General features: G+C 58.3%; 17 protein-coding genes. 3 read left to right on the top strand and 14 right to left on the bottom strand.

All coding sequences use genetic code 11. The features are described 5' to 3' along the window. The 8 genes from B3520_RS12505 to B3520_RS12540 all read right to left on the bottom strand — a co-directional run. Positions 1 to 1,659, bottom strand: a 1,659-nt coding sequence (locus tag B3520_RS12505; RefSeq protein ID WP_286876177.1) for a glycosyltransferase, incomplete at its 3' end; no start/stop codon positions are given. Beyond that, positions 1,659 to 2,714: a lysylphosphatidylglycerol synthase transmembrane domain-containing protein gene (locus B3520_RS12510; RefSeq protein ID WP_286804422.1), complete on the bottom strand. Its 1,056-nt coding sequence runs from the start codon at positions 2,712 to 2,714 to the stop codon at positions 1,659 to 1,661. The genes B3520_RS12510 and B3520_RS12505, both read right to left, overlap by 1 nt. 10 nt (positions 2,715 to 2,724) lie before the next feature. Beyond that, the gene (locus tag B3520_RS12515; RefSeq protein WP_286804423.1) at positions 2,725 to 3,114 is read right to left on the bottom strand and encodes a SirB2 family protein; all 390 of its coding nucleotides are present in this window, start codon (positions 3,112 to 3,114) and stop codon (positions 2,725 to 2,727) included. A gap of 38 nt (positions 3,115 to 3,152) precedes the next feature. Further along, positions 3,153 to 3,824: an endonuclease III gene (gene nth, locus B3520_RS12520; protein ID WP_286804424.1), complete on the bottom strand. Its 672-nt coding sequence runs from the start codon at positions 3,822 to 3,824 to the stop codon at positions 3,153 to 3,155. Between the two features lie 322 nt (positions 3,825 to 4,146). Then, positions 4,147 to 4,842 carry a uracil-DNA glycosylase gene (gene ung / locus B3520_RS12525; protein ID WP_286805178.1) on the bottom strand — a complete coding sequence of 232 codons (696 nt, stop codon included), beginning with the start codon at positions 4,840 to 4,842 and terminating at the stop codon, positions 4,147 to 4,149. A 148-nt stretch (positions 4,843 to 4,990) separates the two neighbouring features. Further along, positions 4,991 to 6,163, bottom strand: coding sequence for a type III PLP-dependent enzyme (locus tag B3520_RS12530; RefSeq protein WP_286805180.1), 1,173 nt, complete (start codon positions 6,161 to 6,163; stop codon positions 4,991 to 4,993). 190 nt (positions 6,164 to 6,353) lie between these two features. Beyond that, complete coding sequence (ectB, locus tag B3520_RS12535; protein WP_024459673.1) at positions 6,354 to 7,628, bottom strand: diaminobutyrate--2-oxoglutarate transaminase; 1,275 nt, start codon at positions 7,626 to 7,628, stop codon at positions 6,354 to 6,356. A gap of 259 nt (positions 7,629 to 7,887) precedes the next feature. After that, the gene (locus tag B3520_RS12540; RefSeq protein WP_024459672.1) at positions 7,888 to 8,490 is read right to left on the bottom strand and encodes a peroxiredoxin; all 603 of its coding nucleotides are present in this window, start codon (positions 8,488 to 8,490) and stop codon (positions 7,888 to 7,890) included. A 328-nt stretch (positions 8,491 to 8,818) separates the two neighbouring features. Here B3520_RS12540 and B3520_RS12545 point away from each other — a divergent pair, with 328 nt between their 5' ends. Together B3520_RS12545 and bfr are read left to right on the top strand one after the other, a co-directional pair. Beyond that, the gene (locus tag B3520_RS12545) at positions 8,819 to 9,067 is read left to right on the top strand and encodes a bacterioferritin-associated ferredoxin (protein WP_414673682.1); all 249 of its coding nucleotides are present in this window, start codon (positions 8,819 to 8,821) and stop codon (positions 9,065 to 9,067) included. Positions 9,068 to 9,228: 161 nt separating this feature from the next. Further along, on the top strand, positions 9,229 to 9,705 hold the full coding sequence (gene bfr / locus B3520_RS12550) for a bacterioferritin (protein ID WP_024459670.1): 477 nt from the start codon (positions 9,229 to 9,231) through the stop codon (positions 9,703 to 9,705). Positions 9,706 to 9,709: 4 nt separating this feature from the next. On the opposite strand, the gene B3520_RS12555 is transcribed toward bfr, so the two are convergent. The 4 genes from B3520_RS12555 to B3520_RS12570 form a co-directional block, all read right to left on the bottom strand. After that, a complete protein-coding gene (locus B3520_RS12555) occupies positions 9,710 to 10,486 on the bottom strand; it encodes a hypothetical protein (RefSeq protein WP_286805184.1) in 777 nt (258 codons plus the stop codon). A gap of 51 nt (positions 10,487 to 10,537) precedes the next feature. Beyond that, complete coding sequence (locus B3520_RS12560) at positions 10,538 to 12,685, bottom strand: serine/threonine-protein kinase (RefSeq protein ID WP_286805186.1); 2,148 nt, start codon at positions 12,683 to 12,685, stop codon at positions 10,538 to 10,540. A gap of 73 nt (positions 12,686 to 12,758) precedes the next feature. Then, positions 12,759 to 13,241: an STAS domain-containing protein gene (locus tag B3520_RS12565; RefSeq protein WP_024459667.1), complete on the bottom strand. Its 483-nt coding sequence runs from the start codon at positions 13,239 to 13,241 to the stop codon at positions 12,759 to 12,761. A 6-nt stretch (positions 13,242 to 13,247) separates the two neighbouring features. Next, on the bottom strand, positions 13,248 to 14,432 hold the full coding sequence (locus B3520_RS12570; RefSeq protein WP_024459666.1) for a SpoIIE family protein phosphatase: 1,185 nt from the start codon (positions 14,430 to 14,432) through the stop codon (positions 13,248 to 13,250). Positions 14,433 to 14,608: 176 nt separating this feature from the next. Between B3520_RS12570 and B3520_RS12575 the strand changes: the two genes are divergently transcribed. Then, a complete protein-coding gene (locus tag B3520_RS12575; protein WP_024459665.1) occupies positions 14,609 to 14,911 on the top strand; it encodes a PilZ domain-containing protein in 303 nt (100 codons plus the stop codon). Positions 14,912 to 14,949: 38 nt separating this feature from the next. Here the strand turns inward: B3520_RS12575 and B3520_RS12580 are convergent, their stop codons facing one another. Beyond that, complete coding sequence (locus tag B3520_RS12580; RefSeq protein WP_286876179.1) at positions 14,950 to 15,669, bottom strand: MlaA family lipoprotein; 720 nt, start codon at positions 15,667 to 15,669, stop codon at positions 14,950 to 14,952. 248 nt (positions 15,670 to 15,917) lie between these two features. Further along, positions 15,918 to 16,202, bottom strand: coding sequence for a hypothetical protein (locus tag B3520_RS12585; protein ID WP_286805189.1), 285 nt, complete (start codon positions 16,200 to 16,202; stop codon positions 15,918 to 15,920). Positions 16,203 to 16,235: the final 33 nt, after the last annotated feature.

Here is a 16,235-nt window from a genome sequence, read left to right on the forward strand (position 1 = left end):
TCCTTCCAGAGTGTATTGCTGGCGAAGTCGTGCCAAGGCCGCATCGTCAACCGTCTGAAAACGGTCATAGTCAATGCCGGTGGGTTGTACAAAGATCGGGGTTTTCACCCCGATCATACGCAGGTAATCCTCGGCGGAGTTAGTGGGTACGATGACCCCGCTGCATCGATTAGCAAAGCGTTTGATCAATCCGTGCGAGATCAGGTTGCGGAACAGTGCACCGGGGAGCGGTACGAAGTGGGCGTAGTGCTCGAGCCGCGTGTGGTACGTGTAGACTGAAGGTATGTCCAGACGTCGGGCCAGCCACAGCCCGAGAGAGCCCATCCATATCGGATGATGGACATGAATGAGGTCCGGCTTGAATTCCCGCACCGCCCGGCGAATCCGTTTCAGGAAAATATTGGGGAGCCTGAACTCGCCCCGAACACCGAGCGTCAGCAGTGAGTGGGCGCGAACCACACCGGATTCCTCGGGGTCCTGACGTCGATACCGCGGTGCCACCACCAGTACGGAATTTCCCAGGGCAGTCAGCCCGCGGCGCAGCCGTTCAATCGACAGCGGCACCCCGCCAATAAACGGTAGATAGTTGTTGGTGAACATGGCCACCCGCAGGGGGGCCTTCTGCCAAGGGGTGGGGTCCAGATCAAAGTCCGGGTAGTAGTCCTGACCGACCACAATACGCTGGTAGAGCTTGATGGCGATTACCGTGAAAGCGCTGACCAGGAGGATGAAGTTGACGTACCCGACATAGAACAGGGAGTAGATGAAAAACCATAAGCTCTCCAGCGTGGAGAGCAGCGGGTGTTGGCCAACATCCAGGCGTTCCATGGTGATGTCCACATCGCGACCCGATACGGCGACCTTGACGTAGTGATAAAAGCTGACGTCATCGTTCAGTACCAGTCCGCCGCCACCGCCCGTGGTAATGAAGTGAGTGTCCTGATGGGTTTGCCTGGAATAGAGCGGTAGGTTGGCCGAAAACACCGCCGTGACATCATGCTGGTGAATGAGGCCAAGCAGTGCATCCTTGAATGTGGGGTCCTGCAGGTATTGGTCTCCCCGCTCGAACAGCAGCTCGTGCTCGACCGGGTAGAGGGGATGCCCAAGGAAGAGGAACACCGGGCCTGACTGGGCGTCGCCCAGCAACCCCTTGAGCCACTCGATCTGCCAGCGCCAGGGGGTTTTTCCGGTGCTGTCCAGAAAAATGAACTGACTGTTGCCCAGCTTGAAGTTATAGAAATAGGGTCCGAAATGCTCGTAAAAACGGAAGCTGCCGAAGTCCTCGTGCTCCTGTTCCCCGAACGTCAGCAGGTAGGGAATGTCCAGGTGGCTCAGGGTGCCGTGGAGCGCGCGGTATTTGTCTTCACCGCCGCCACTGACGGCATTGCCGGCGGAGACCATGAAATTCACGCCGGACTGGTTCAGCGTGGGAGTTATGCGCTTTTCAAACACGCCCACCGAGTTGTTGATGTTCCCTACCACCGCGAACTGGTAGTCATCCCGGGATTCGAGGTTATCTTTGAGTAGGCGTAGCTGTTCCGTGTGCAGGCTGTTGTACTCGGGGCGGTCCAGGTTGAGGTAGAGCTTGTAGCCGATCAGGAAGCCGACGATCGTCAAATTCAGATAGAACAGCCATTTCATCAGGCGTGGCGCTTTCATTACCGTTTATTCCGTTGGGCGTCGCGTAAAAGATTTTTTGCCAGGGTTCGCTTGAACAGCACCAGCCCGATGGTCATCCCCAGGTAGATGGTCAGTGCTCGCCAGGCAAGGGTCACCAGCAATAAGTGGGGGCCACCAATCAAGGACCGAAAGAAGTGACCAAATACTCCCTCAGAAATACCTGAGGCGCCAGGGGTCGGCGAAAAATACATGATAAAGGTCGTCACCAGCAGCAACCCCAGGATGTTCACGTAGCTGACCGAGTAGTCCAGCCCCCAAAGAAGCAGCGCGGGAAAGCTGAACAGGCTCAACAGGAATAGTGCCGTAAACAGGATGGAGGCGAACACCGCCCAGTGGTTACCGGAACCATACTCGCGAAACGCGCGCGCGAATCGCAACATCTCCCGGCGCAGGTGGAACTGCCAGCGGCGGTGGCGGCGATCACTGAGTCCATGCCAGCGGCGAAGCTGTTGCAGCAGAACACTCACCAGACCAATCAGCCAGTGGGTGCGAAACAGTACCAGGGCAAAAAAGCCCAGGTACAACACCACAAAGCCCGCCAGCGCCCACCCTATGTTTTTTCCAAGGGTGCCTTCGCTGAATACGTCCAGGGTCAGCAGGCACAGGGGCGCCAGGGTAAAAATAAACGCCACCGCCAGCAGGGTGCGTAAAGTCGTGGCGGCGGTCGCGTGGCCAAACGGCACACCTTCGCGGCGCAGATACCAGATCTGCGCAAAACCGCCTCCGGTGGCCATAGGTGTGATATTGGAAAAAAACAGGTTGATAAAAACGAGTGACAGAAGGCTCCGCAATGGGACCCGGTGTCCCAGCGCCTGCAGGGTGTACCCCAATCGCAGTGCATCACTGAGGTAATAAACGGCCAGCAATGCCAACAGCGATAGTAGCACCCAGGGCTGCAGCAGACGGGTATCGAAGGTCAGTTCCCGCCCGGCAAACTGACCCCATACGGAATAGAGCCCCGCAGCGGTCAGCAGCACAAACAGCAGGGCGAACAGTGCCAGTCGTCGCCAGGAGGTGGGCGCGTAGTCGGCCACGGGGGGTGACTTAGGCGCCCAGGGTCAACATAAAGCCCAGCGGGTGCTTGAACAGGGCAACGCTGACAATGTAGAGGAAAATCCCGAGCGCGATCAGCCAGGCGGCGACCCGAACCGGCTTTTTGGGGTGCCGGAAGGCCAGCACGCCCACACCGATGTAGACAAACAGAGCGATGATTTTGGTCATCAGCCAGGGATGATCGCCCGGCGAGTAACCCATGACAACAGCCAGGGCAACGGCGCTCACCAGTAGCAGGGTGTCATTGATATGGGGCAGCACTCGAGCCCACTTGCGTTTTAGCAAGCCAGAGCCCTGCATCATCCAGATGCCGCGGATAAAGAAACCGATAAAAGAGAGCAACACAAAGAGCAGGTGCAGGTGTTTGAGTAGAGCGGTCATCCTGTGTGTCCTTCAGTCTGGAATTGGGTGCCGGTGGTTCAGGGTTTGTGTACTTTTTTGGGATGTTTACGTGCTGGATAGCAGGTCCGGCAAATCTCGCACACCGTACCATCACAGCGCCGCGCGGAACAGTACTCGCGTCCATAATAGATGATCTGCAGGTGCAGGGCGTTCCAGCGGTCTTTGGGGAACAGGCGTTTTAGGTCTTTTTCGGTTTGGGTGACATTTTTGCCGTTGGTCAGTCCCCAGCGTTGTGCGAGCCGGTGGATGTGGGTGTCGACCGGAAATGCGGGCACGCCAAAAACCTGGCTCATGACGACGCTGGCGGTTTTGTGGCCGACGCCGGGCAGTTTTTCCAGGGCGTCTATGTCATCGGGGACTTCGCCGTTGTGTTCGTCGATGAGTATCTGGGACAGTTTGGAGATGGCTTTGGCTTTCTGAGGCGAGAGTCCGCAGGGGCGGATGACGGCCTGGATGTCTTCGACGGGTATTTTGGCCATGTCCGCGGGGTTGTCGGCGAGTTGCCACAAATGTGGGGTGACCTGGTTGACCCGCTCGTCGGTGCATTGGGCGGACAACAGTACAGCGACCAGTAGGGTGTAGGGGTCTTTGTGATCGAGCGGTATCGGCGGCTCGGGATACAGTTCCTGGAGCCGATTCAAAATGAACTCGACTCGTTCGGGTTTTTTCAGGTTCTTTGTAATATCCATGGTCTATTTGGGACTCGTTAAAAGTGAGTTGCCAGCGTGAGGTCCGGAGGCTGCACGGGAAGCCAGTTGAAGACCCGCCGTGAACCCATCCCTGGGGGCTTCTCGTCGGCTCCCTGCCTCCGAGAGTCTGCAGTCAGCCTTCCCCGCATCCGACTCTGTGCCACAACTGGTAATCAGTAGGTCGGATTAGGCCTTAGCCGTAATCCGACAATTTCCTGCCAAGTCCGCGTAGGGCGCGGTAAGCGCAGCGCACCCGCCGTAAATACACGCGATGTAACTCAACCTCGAGACCTCATAGCTCAAGACCAAGGGACAAAAGGCATCAAACCTGCGGCAAACACCAATCTATTTCTGCCTCACCCCGCTCCACCAAATACCGATTCGCCTGCGAAAAATGCCCGCAACCAATAAAGCCTCGGTGAGCGGACAACGGTGAAGGGTGGACCGACTTAAGAACCAGGTGTTTATTGCGATCCACAAAGGCCGCTTTTTTCTGAGCGTAGCTGCCCCACAATAGAAATACCACGCCCTCGCGCTCCCGGTTGACCAGGTCAATCGCCCGGTCGGTGAACGCTTCCCAGCCCTGGCGCTGGTGCGAACCTGCCCTGCCCTGCTCGACGGTCAGGGTGGCGTTGAGCAGCAGTACGCCCTGCTCGGCCCAGTGTTGCAGGCAGCCGTGGTTGGGTGCGGGGCAGCCGAGATCGCGTTCGAGTTCTTTGAAGATGTTTTTAAGCGACGGCGGTGGCGCGATGCCGGGTTGCACGGAGAAGCAGAGGCCGTGGGCCTGGTTGGGGCCGTGGTAGGGGTCCTGCCCGAGAATGACGACTTTGACCTGCTCAAGGGGCGTGCTATTGAAGGCGTTGAAGATGTGTCTGGAGGGCGGATAGATGACTTTGCCCTGTTGTTTTTCGCCGCGCAGGAACTGCTTGAGTTGTTGCATGTAGGGCTGCTGAAATTCGGGTTCCAGGTGGCTCAACCAACTGGGTTCAAGATCGATTTTCTTTTGCGCGTCCGCCATAACGTTTCCCAAGCTGTTTTGTCAGCGCGTCAATTTAGCATTGATCCCCTATCGAGAAAACCGCCCCAGCATCAAGCGCACAGACGGCGGGTGCGCTGCGCTTACCGCGCCCTACGCAGAGCATAGGGGCGGTAGCGAGTGAGATAGCCTAGATGCAGTATTCTTTCAGGGGCGGGAAGCCGTTGAATTCTACGGCGCTGTAGGAGGTCGTGTACGCGCCGGTGGAGAGCCAGTAGAGGCGGTCGCCGATGGCCAGGTTCAGCGGCAGCGGGTACTTGTGGTGCTCGTACATGATATCCGCGCTGTCGCAGGTCGGGCCGGCGATCACCGCATCTTCCAGCTCGCCCTTCTTCTCCACATAAATCGGAAACTTGATCGCCTCATCCAGCGTTTCGATCAGGCCGCTGAACTTGCCCACATCGGTGAACACCCAGCGGTGCAGCGCTGTGCGTGACTTGCGGGAAATCAGCACCACCTCACTGACCAGAATACCGGCGTTGGCAATCAGCGACCGGCCCGGCTCGATGATGATCTCCGGGAAGTCCTTGCCAAAGTCCTCCTCCAGAAAACGGGTGATTTCCTGAGCGTAGGTCTGCAGATCATTGGTGCGGGTCATGTAATTGGCCGGGAAGCCGCCGCCCATGTTGATCATCTTCAGCTCAATGCCATCTTCCTCTTTCAGGCGCTCGAAGATCACTTTCACCTTGCCCAGCGCGGCATCCCAACTGCTGATCTCGCGCTGCTGGGAACCCACGTGGAAGGACACACCATAGGGCTCCAGCCCGAGATCACGGGCGAGAATCAACAGGTCCATGGCCATGTCGATTTCACAGCCGAACTTGCGCGACAGGGGCCAGTCGGCGGTCAGGGTACCCTCGGTCAGAATGCGTACGTATATGCGGGCACCCGGGGCCGCCCGGGCAATATTGCGCAGGTCCGCCTCGGAATCCGTGGCAAACAGGCGTACACCTTTCTCGTAAAAGTAGCGAATATCCCGGCTTTTCTTGATGGTGTTGCCGTAACTGATCCTCTCCGGTCCGACACCAAAGCCCAGGACCTTGTCCAGCTCGTAGATGGAAGCGATGTCGAAGTTTGCGCCACGCTCGGTCAACAGATTGAGGATGGCCGGTGCCGGATTGGCTTTCACCGCATAGTAGATATTGGCGTAGGGAAAGTTGTCTTCCAGTTCCTGATAGGCCGCATCAATGGTCGCGGTGTCGATCACGACAAACGGCGTGTCTTTGGTATCCGCAAAACTTTTCAGGCGAGCAAAGGTTTCCGGGCTGTAGTAGTCCTGCAGCTGAATGTGCGAATCGGTCATGGCACCCCCTGGGCGTCGAAAATAGCGTCATCCGGCAAGGCGCGCCGGGGATCGCGGGCGGCGATTTAATACACGTTTTCGCCACTTGGCAAGCACTATTTTAGACCCTGGGGTGGGATTCTGCAGAAAGGGTTCAGGAAGGGAGTCGGCCCGCGGGAAAACCCGCGCGGGCCGTGATCTCGGACGAAATTTAGCTCTCTTCGCCGGTGATCATTTTGCGCTGCTTCTCGACCAGAGCGGTCAGGGAGTCGCGCACAATCTGCAGGCCTTCGCGCAGAATGTCTTCTTCAATCAACAGCGACGGCAGGAACTTCAGCACCTGGTCATCGGCGCCGGCGGTTTCCATCACCAGACCGCGGGTGAAAGCTTCCTGGGAGGCTTCATTGGCCATACCGGCGGCCAGCTCCAGACCCCAGACCATACCGACACCGCGAACCTGCGGCTCGAGCTCGGGGAAATCCGCTGCCATCTTCTTCAGCTCTTCCTCGATGATATTGCCCTTGTACTCGACCACTTTGCCCATGTCGTCGTTGTCCCAGTAGCTCAGCGCCTGGGTAGAGGCCACAAAGGCCAGGTTGTTACCGCGGAAGGTGCCGGTGTGCTCACCGGGCGACCACTGGTCCAGCTCCGGACGCATCAGCAGCAGAGCCATGGGCAAACCACCACCGATGGACTTGGACAGGGTGACCATGTCCGGGTGAATTCCGGCACGCTCAAAGCTGAAGAAGGTACCGGTACGACCATTACCCACCTGAATATCGTCGATGATCAGCAGGATATCGAATTCGCGACACAGCTCTTCCAGACGCTTGAGCCATTCGACGCTGGCGACATTGATGCCACCTTCGCCCTGTACGGTTTCCACAATCACCGCCGCCGGCAGGTCAACACCGCTGCTGGGGTCGGACAGGAACTTGCGCATGTATTCGATGGAATCCACGCCCTCGCCCAGGAAGCCATCGAACGGCATAAAGGCCGTGTTGGCGCGCGAACCGTAGGATTCGTCTTTATAGAAGTAGTTACCGGTGACGCCCAGCGCACCCATGGTCAGGCCATGGTAGCCGTTGGTGAAGGCAATCACGTTGGAGCGACGCTTGATCATACGGGCCAGCTTCAGCGCGGTTTCCACGGCATTGGTGCCGGTGGGGCCGGTGAACTGCATTTTGTACTGCAGACCGCGGGGCGCCAGGATGGTGTCGCGGAACTTGGTCATGAACTCGCGCTTGGCCATGGTCGCCTTGTCCAGACCGTGCACGATGCCCTTGTGCTGCAGATACTCGATCAGCGCTTCGGTGATTTTCGGGTTGTTGTGCCCGTAGTTCAGGGTACCGGCGCCGGCGAAGAAGTCGATGAAGCGATTGCCGTTTTCGTCGAACAGTTCCGACCCTTCGGCCTTGTCAAAAACGACGGGGAAGGAACGTACATAACCACGAACCTCAGACTCCATCTCTTCAAAAATTCTCATCGAATAATCCTCATTATCATCACTGGGTGAATGGCTTCATCCGGGCAAAAAACGACCTCGCCAGCGGACGAGATCCACTGCACCGGGCAGCAAATCCGCCTGAAAAGAATTGCATAGTTTACAAACCTTTAGAGCTCAAAGCAAGTTCACCGCTCCGCCCAACCGCCCGCAAAGTCAGGAACCACAAGGGTTTACGTGAATTTCGGGCAAAAAAAACCCGGCTCTCAGAGCCGGGTTTTTCGGGATCGCCGAGCGACGCTTACAGCTTGCCGCTGTTCTCGCCCAGGTACTTGGCCACACCTTCCGGAGAGGCGTCCATACCCTTGTCGCCCTGGTTCCAGCCTGCCGGGCATACTTCGCCGTGCTCCTGGTGGAACGCCAGCGCGTCGACCATGCGCAGCATCTCGTCGACGTTGCGACCGAGGGGCAGATCGTTCACTACCTGGTGACGAACCACGCCGTCTTCATCGATCAGGAAGGAGCCACGGAAGGCCACACCGCCTTCGGATTCAACGTCGTAGGCCTTGCAGATTTCGTGCTTCACGTCGGCGGCCAGGGTGTACTTGACCGGGCCGATACCACCCTGATCCACCGGAGTGTTGCGCCAGGCGTTGTGGGTGAACTGGGAGTCAATGGAGACACCGATCACTTCCACGTTGCGCTTCTGAAACTCTTCGACGCGGTGGTCAAAGGCAATCAGCTCGGACGGGCACACGAAGGTGAAGTCCAGCGGGTAGAAGAAAACGACCGCTTTCTTGCCCTTGATGGCAGAAGCCAGGTTGAACTCGTCAACAATTTCTCCGTTACCCAGAACGGCGGCGGCTGTGAAATCCGGTGCGGGTTTACCAACTAATACGCCCATATTTAATCTCCTGATTAAGTTGACATTAAGGGTGAAAAAAGCCCGTATCTGTGGCTCCGGCATTGGCTCGAGGTGAGATGCCAGATCACAAATACTCGACAAAACAATGATTTAGCGGCCACCAGCTCGGGTTGTGGTCACCGCTGATTCGCATGAGATCGCAGGCCGACATCATACAGACCGAAAGGTTTGTGTTCTATTGATTTTATAAATGACCGTGAAAGGCCTGAACTATATAAAATCTGACTATCACCCGAGCCTCACAGATAGCAACACAAATGTTAATTATTCTCACGCATTATTGACACAAATTCTCATTAGCATTAACATGCAACTGTTCGTCAATCGTGCTCCGGGGTATTTGGCTATGTATGTCTGCGTCTGCAAAGGCATTACCGACCATCAGATCAAAGATGCAATCTACGCAGGTGCCACCACCGTGGGCAAGCTGCGCAAAGCGTTGGGCGTCGCCTCCCAGTGCGGCAAGTGCACCTGCCTGACCCGCGAGCTGATCGACGAAACCCTGCCCCAGGCCGAATACGTCGAAGCCCAACCGCTGCACTACGCGGTGGCGTAACTCCGGACCCTTCAAGCGCACTGAAAATCAGTCTTATTCAGATTCACTTTCCCCTTGCACATCAAGCACTTAGGGGTTAGTCATTACTTGACAGCGTCACCGTCTCAGCCCAGACTCGAAGGTTGAATACCCCATTCGCCCACCTATCGACGGAGACGGCTATGAAAGGCGACGCTAAAGTCATCGAAATTCTCAACACCTGCCTCGGCAATGAACTGGTAGCCATCAACCAGTACTTTCTTCACGCTCGCATGTACAAGGACTGGGGGCTGAAAGAGCTGGCCGATCACGAATACGAAGAGTCCATCGACGAAATGAAGCATGCCGACATGCTGATTGAGCGGATTCTGTTTCTGGAGGGGCTGCCGAACCTGCAGGATCTGGGCAAGCTGCTGATCGGTGAAAACACCCAGGAAATGCTGGCATCCGACCTGAAGCTCGAACTGAAGGCCATTCCCGACCTGCGTGCCGGGATCGCCTACTGCGAGTCGGTACAGGATTATGGTAGCCGAGACCTTCTGAAGAACATCCTGACCTCGGAAGAAGAGCATGTGGACTGGCTGGAAACCCAACTGTCGCTGATCGACAAGGTGGGCATCCAGAATTACCTGCAGTCCAAAATGGACAGCGACGGCTGATCGGTCAGTTCAACAACCCCAGAACACCGATGGAGTAGGCCCGGCGCTCGTCAGCGCCGGCCAGCTCTTCGGGCTCCACGAGGCTGCCCAGCGTGAGCCCTTCGCGCTGAAAGCGGGTATCGCCAGTCCCCCGATCAAAGCTCACCGGCACAACGCCGTCGAACTGATAGGCGATGATATCGCCTTCATCCACACCGACGCTCACCGGGAAACTCAGACGGACCACCCCGGACTGCTCCGCCTCGACCGGCAGACTCTCCCAGACCACAACCAGACTGTCATCCACCGGGCGCAGTACTTTCACCACCAGTTGGCCCGGCGACTCAAAGTAGCCCGCCACCCCCGTCAGGGTGCCTGACCGGGGAATCGGGTTGGCCAGATCAACCAGGGTGCGGGACTCCTCCCCCCGGTGAGCGCGACTGACCAACTCCCCGCCAACGTAGTCGAGCAGGTCGGACTGCAACAGAAAATCCCGGTAACTGTCGATCTGGGACTGCACAAAGTCCCGGACCAGGCCACGAAGCTGGGAGGACTCCTGGGCGCGCGAGCTCTTTTCCGTGGACAACACATCGATCACCCGGTTGCGCTCCTCCAGCTCGGCACGCAGTTGCTCTTCGCGTACCCGCATGTCGGTGATCTCATCGCTGGCCTGATCCAATTGCCTCTGCAACTGGTTATTTTCATCCCGCAGCGCCTTCACATTGGGCTGGGTGAGGCACGCCGTCAGGCTCAGTGTCAGGATCAAAGGCGAGACTCGTCTGGCGATCACCGCTGATTTCATGCTGTTCTCTCTTTTGGGTCGTTACGGCCGCGCTGGGATGGTTTCCCCTGATCAGCCGCCGATCTGAAATGACACGCTGGACAGCGCCTCTCCGTCAGAGACCAGGTCCAGATGGTAGCCGCCCTCGACAAAACCGGTCACCGGGCGCTCAAGTCGAAAAAATCGGGCTCCCTCATCCCCCTGGACGATCACGGGCACCAGTGCAATCTGTAGTTGGCGGGAGCCGTCATACAGAATAGCCTGTATGACCGAGCTTGTCTCACCGAAATTCCGGTAGGCGAAACCCGCATAGAGCACCCGGGCTGGCGCCAGTGTGCCCTGCTGCTCTCCCTGCAGGTTGTCCATGGGCTCAGAGCTGACTTTTGCCAGCTCAATGGTCGGCTGTTGGGCGAGGTCCAGACGCTCACTCCACTCGGCCTCCAGCGCGAGCAGAGCGCTGCTGTTGGCGAATTCGTTGCGCGCTTCGCGCAGCTGCTTGCCCGCACCCTCAAGGTCGTCATTGGCCAGCCGGGTTTCGATCGCGCTGATCCACTCCTGTAGCTGCCCCTCACGAGCCGCTTGGGCCCGGCGCTCGGCTTCCGCCTCCTGAAGGCGGGACTGTTGTGCCTCCAGTCGCTCTCTCTGCAGAGCCAGCTTCTCACTGTCCGGGAATTCGGTCATGGCCCGATCGATTTCCAGCAGCGCGGCCGCCAAATCGCCCTGCCCGGCCAATGTCGCCACCGCGTCGCTCACCGCCGCAATTCGTTCATCCCGACTCGGCTGCGCTACAGGCTCATCGGATGGTGATGGATTCACCGCGACCGGATCCGACGGGGGCTCGTCGCTGTCCGTCCCGGACGCCGCGTTCTCTTCAGGTACCTCAGGTTCTTCAGGCGCCTCGGGCGCTGAACGCTCAGGGGTCATTTCCTCCGCTAGCGCCAGCCCCGGATCAATCGGAACGGTCTCCTGCTGACCCTCAGCGACGTCAAGCTCTGGCGATGACCTATCATCAGCCTGAGCCTCCGCCTGACCTGCGTCGGAGTCACCCGCCGCCCCGGACACCGATTCCGGTTCTTCAGCCACGGTGCCGGGAGTTTCTCCCTCTGGCAGCAGTGGCGCCACACGGCGCTCCCACTCGGCGCGCAGAGGCTCCTGCCAGACGTAGCCCCCGATACCGACCAGCAGCCCAAACAGGAGGACCCAGCCCCACACCCCTTGGCGGGGTTCGACCGCATTGCTCTCCCGGTCAATACGGTCCTCATCGTGAACTGCCAGGTAATCACCGGAAACGCCCAGGTCCGCATCAGCCCCCTCTTCGCCGCCACTCGAGGACTCGGTCATGACCGCCTGAGGCTTAACCAGCGTGGGCGATTCACCGTCGGCTTCGTGCAGCAGCGAGCGCTCTCCCGCCCGTTCGAGGGCGTCCAGCGTGTCCCGGTCGAAGGCCTCCAGTGCCTCCACCAGCTCATCCCCTGTCTGGAAGCGATCCTCCGGCGCCTTGGCCAGAACCCGGTCGATCAGGGGCTGAAACGCCGACAGATGCTCCGGCAAGCGCGGAATGCTGTCAGAAATGTGCATCACGCCAATGGCGACGGCGGAGTCCGAGTCGTAGGGAAGGTGTCCGGTCAACAGGAGGAAGAGAACCACCCCGAGACTGTACAGGTCGGAACGACTGTCCACAGCCGCGCCCCGGGCGTGTTCGGGGCTCATATAGTGCGGCGTGCCCACCGTGGTTCCGGTCTGGGTCATGGCGGAGGTCTGATCCACGATGCGGGCAATACCGAAATCCATCAACACCGCGCGCCCGTCCTCAGCGTGCAGCATGATGTTGTCGGGTTTTACGTCCCGGTGCACACAGCCCTTGCGACCCGCATAATCCAGCGCCCGGGCGACGTCCTTGATCACGCCGATGCACTCGTAGAGGCTCAGTTCAAAGCGCCGGTGCTTCAGGTCCCGGCCGGGAACGTACTCCATGGACAGAAAGTGGTTGCCCCGATGCACACCGACATCGTAGACCGTGACGATATTCGGGTGAACCAGACGGCTGACAATACGGGCTTCGTGCAGGAACCGCTCGCCGAAGGTCGGGTCGCGTGAGAGGTGGGGGTCCAGAACCTTGAGCGCCACTTCGCGCTCGAAACTTTCCTGGATCGCCAGGTACACCCGGGCCATACCGCCTTCGCCCAGGGTGTCGATGATTTTATAGCCGGGTATCTGCATGCGTTGCCAAGGGTGCCGGGACCGGACTCGGTTGATTTTCTGCTGCCCGGGAGGCGATAACCTCGCGCGGCAGTCAGCGCTCTTCGAGCATTTTTACCAGATTCCGGAAGGTTTCGCGATTGTCCTGGTTCAGCCCCATCAATATCTTGTGGGCTTCAATCACCTTTTCCTTTACCTGCTGCTCCTCGGTGGCATCCATCGCCAGGGGCTGCTCAGGCTGCACCGGTGCTTCCAGGTCACTCACGATGGTGAAGATTTCCTGGAATCCCATAGTCTGCAGCAGCCGGTTGATACTGTCATTATTGGAGAAGATGACCGGCGTAATGCCTTTTTCCTCGCGCCCCTGCAGGGCAATTTTGGCCATCAGACCCAAGGTGGTGCTGTCGATGGCTTCGGCCTCGGACAGATCGAACATCACATCACAGAAATCGTCCCGGCTGAACATGGTATCAATAAACTGGTCGAACGAGATGCACAGCGTCAGCCTCACGTCACCCACCATTTTGATGACGTAGACTCCTGCGTGATCCGCAACCAAAATCTGACCGGGACGCATGCGTAATTACCTCTTGATAACCGTCATAATCGCGATGTCGTCAGGCGTTTCACTGACATCCTCAATACCCAGCGCCGAACACACAGATTCCAGGCTGTCGCCGTGATCTCGCACGATCTCCAGCAACCTGTCCTCCTTGTCTTTGAGCACTTTCGGCGGCAATACTTCCAGCACTCCATCCGAAAAACACACCAGAGAGAACTGCTCAGGCAGCTGTGTCTGGTAAATTTCCCAGTCCGGATGGGCAAAGATACCCACTGGCTTGCCGTTTCCGGTCAGAAACCCGGCCCCTTCCGGGGTGATCAGAATGGGCATCGGCAGGTGGCCCGCTACAACATAACGCATTTCCCGTGTCTGAGTATCAATGACTCCGACAAAAAAGGTCAAATGGTGGTTCAGCCGGGTTTCGTTCAGTTCGCGGTTGATCTGCTGCAACATGGTGTTCGCACCATCCTCAAACGACTGGGCATCGCAGAACAAGCCCTCTTCGCGCACCATACGGCTGACCAGGTGTTTCAGCCAGATGGTCACAAATGCCGAGGAGGCGCCGTGGCCGGACACATCGGCCAGATAAAACGCCAGATACCGATGTTTTAGGTAGGCATAGTCCACAAAGTCCCCGCTGAGGTACAGCGATGGCGCTATGTGGTGGGCGACGTGATAGCCCTCCGGGGTATCCAGGGGAACCGGCAACAACCGCTGCTGAACCTGGCGCCCCGCCTGTTGGTCGCGTTCGAGCACCCGAAGGTTCTCCCGCAGGCCCCGGTTGGCGAACTCCAGCTTGTCCCGGTAGCGTTGATTCTGGACCAGCAGGTCGCACCGCTCCAACGCCCGGCGCACCGAGTGCACCAGCATTTCCATGTCGACAATGGGTTTGATCAGATAGTCGCTGGCACCGAGCCGCAGGGCGGAGACCACATCGCCCATCACTCCAGCCCCGGAGACCACGATTACCGGCAGATCCGGCGCGTCTTCGTGCAGAGCCTGGAGCACCTGAAGACCGTCCAGGCCGGGCATTCTGAGGTCGGTAATGACCAGTTCCGGCTTGTGCTCGCGAAACACCGCCAGCCCGGAAGGGCCATCGGTCGCCTCCAGCACCTCAAACCCGCTGTCTTCGAGATAGGCCACGATACTCTGGCGGACCGGCGCGTCGTCGTCGATGATCAGCAGTTTTCTGCTCGCGTCGGTCATCTCGTTGTCGGTCCGGGTGCCGGAAAAGTCATGGGTTGCATAAGGCGCAATACACTACTCCCTTCTCCGGGTCGGCGCAAGCTGTTCAAACGGCGTTTTATAGACTAAGTTTAAGCGGGGAAACCGGCCGCCGAGCGGTTCTCCCACAGACGTCAAACCCATCCGGAGGGCCAGAGATGACCGTCGACAGAGCGCATCAGGAGAAGCGGGATTTCATCCGCATGAAAATCGATACCCCACTCAGGGCGCAGATCAGTGGCGAGGGGGTAGCGGCAGAGGGGCTCTGCCATGAACTGAGCGGTGGCGGCATGCAACTGGCCACCGAACACTATCTGGAGCCCGGTACCGAGCTGGAAGTGACCATTTCCTCCGAGCACGGCCAGGCCCCTACCCTGAAGGCCAAAACCCATGTGGTCCGGACGGAGACCGACGGCAAGGTACACCGGGTCGGATTGGAAATTCTGGAAATCCTCCACTGACCCACCCCGGACGGCCGACACCGGATGACGACCTTTCTTTAGAAGGGGTCGCCGCCCTCTTCGTCAAAATCACCGTATTCGGACATATCCATATCCGAGCCAAAGTCATCCTCGACTTCGCCGTCGTTGACCAGGAAGTCACGACGCTGCAGATAGGCATCGCGAATGAAAATGTAATGGTCACCGGTGAGGTGCTTCTCGAGCTCCATCAGCTCCGAGCGCTTATTGATGTAATACAGTGCGACTGTGCTGTTCCGGGTGCGCGTGTGATCCACATAAAACAGCGGGTCGGATAGCCAGTCGACCGGCAGGGCCAGGGTATCGCGAACGGTGCTTGACCCCAGAATCGGCAACACCAGGTAAGGCCCCCGGTCAAACCCCCAGACCGCCAGGGTCTGCCCGAAGTCCTCATGGTCACCATTTTCCAGCCCCACGTGCTTGGCCACGTCAAACAGCCCGCCCACACCCACGGTGCTGTTGATCAGAAAGCGGCCCGAGTCGTGAAATGCGGATCCGGGTTTGCCCTGAAGCACACCGTTGAGCGCGCTGGGCACTTCCAGCACATTATTGAAGACATTGCGGACCCCGGCCTGGACAAATTTCGGGGTAATGAAACGATAGCCACGGGTGACCGGCTTGAGCACAAAGCGGTCGGCGGTCATGTTAAAGGCGTGAATACGGCGGTTGAAGTCCTCCCAAGGGTCTTCAAACTCGTCATTGGCCAGGGCCAGCCCGGAAAGGCTGAACAACAAAAGCACGGCGGGAACCTTGATCCATCTCAGGGCCACACGGCGGGGGTCTATCACTACAAGCTACCTCTGTCGGCTGCTTCGAACGCATCGAAGGCTGGGATGTGGTGTCGTGCGGGAGGGCCGGATGCATGTTCCTTATACGGCAGCGGTCAACGCCTCCAAGACGTCAGTGTAACGGTAGATGCTAACATTGATCTGTAAAAAAGTGTTAGCCCCAGCGCGCGGGAGCGCCGGGGCCTGGTCATACAAAATGATCAGAACGACAGGCTCATGCCCACGCCCAGATACTGATCGTCACGGCCGGCGCCATTAACGAGCAAGTCACTGGTCTCATTGGTGTAGTAACCGTACAGCTTGGTCTTGTCGGTCAGTTTGTAGTCCGCACCCAGGCTGATGGACTCACCGCCACTTTCCTCAATGTCGGAGCTACCGGCCTGCGCTTTGAAAGACCAGACATCGGTGGCCTCCCACAGAACGGAGACGAAGGCACCATCTTCATCGGTGGTGGCGTCTTCATAGGTTTCGAACAGGGCGCCCACATGGATATTGGGGTAAGCGGATTAAATGGTTGA

Source organism: Marinimicrobium sp. UBA4509 (assembly GCF_002388575.1).
Lineage (GTDB): Bacteria > Pseudomonadota > Gammaproteobacteria > Pseudomonadales > Cellvibrionaceae > Marinimicrobium > Marinimicrobium koreense.

What these genes read in the sequence shown, in the direction of transcription:
- B3520_RS12515 (WP_286804423.1), bottom strand. Translation starts at nt 3,114, where the DNA reads ATGACCGCTCTACTCAAACACCTGCACCTGCTCTTTGTGTTGCTCTCT.
- nth (WP_286804424.1), bottom strand. Translation starts at nt 3,824, where the DNA reads ATGGATATTACAAAGAACCTGAAAAAACCCGAACGAGTCGAGTTCATT.
- ung (WP_286805178.1), bottom strand. Translation starts at nt 4,842, where the DNA reads ATGGCGGACGCGCAAAAGAAAATCGATCTTGAACCCAGTTGGTTGAGC.
- B3520_RS12530 (WP_286805180.1), bottom strand. Translation starts at nt 6,163, where the DNA reads ATGACCGATTCGCACATTCAGCTGCAGGACTACTACAGCCCGGAAACC.
- ectB (WP_024459673.1), bottom strand. Translation starts at nt 7,628, where the DNA reads ATGAGAATTTTTGAAGAGATGGAGTCTGAGGTTCGTGGTTATGTACGT.
- B3520_RS12540 (WP_024459672.1), bottom strand. Translation starts at nt 8,490, where the DNA reads ATGGGCGTATTAGTTGGTAAACCCGCACCGGATTTCACAGCCGCCGCC.
- B3520_RS12545 (WP_414673682.1), top strand. Translation starts at nt 8,819, where the DNA reads ATGCAACTGTTCGTCAATCGTGCTCCGGGGTATTTGGCTATGTATGTC.
- bfr (WP_024459670.1), top strand. Translation starts at nt 9,229, where the DNA reads ATGAAAGGCGACGCTAAAGTCATCGAAATTCTCAACACCTGCCTCGGC.
- B3520_RS12555 (WP_286805184.1), bottom strand. Translation starts at nt 10,486, where the DNA reads ATGAAATCAGCGGTGATCGCCAGACGAGTCTCGCCTTTGATCCTGACA.
- B3520_RS12560 (WP_286805186.1), bottom strand. Translation starts at nt 12,685, where the DNA reads ATGCAGATACCCGGCTATAAAATCATCGACACCCTGGGCGAAGGCGGT.
- B3520_RS12565 (WP_024459667.1), bottom strand. Translation starts at nt 13,241, where the DNA reads ATGCGTCCCGGTCAGATTTTGGTTGCGGATCACGCAGGAGTCTACGTC.
- B3520_RS12570 (WP_024459666.1), bottom strand. Translation starts at nt 14,432, where the DNA reads ATGACCGACGCGAGCAGAAAACTGCTGATCATCGACGACGACGCGCCG.
- B3520_RS12575 (WP_024459665.1), top strand. Translation starts at nt 14,609, where the DNA reads ATGACCGTCGACAGAGCGCATCAGGAGAAGCGGGATTTCATCCGCATG.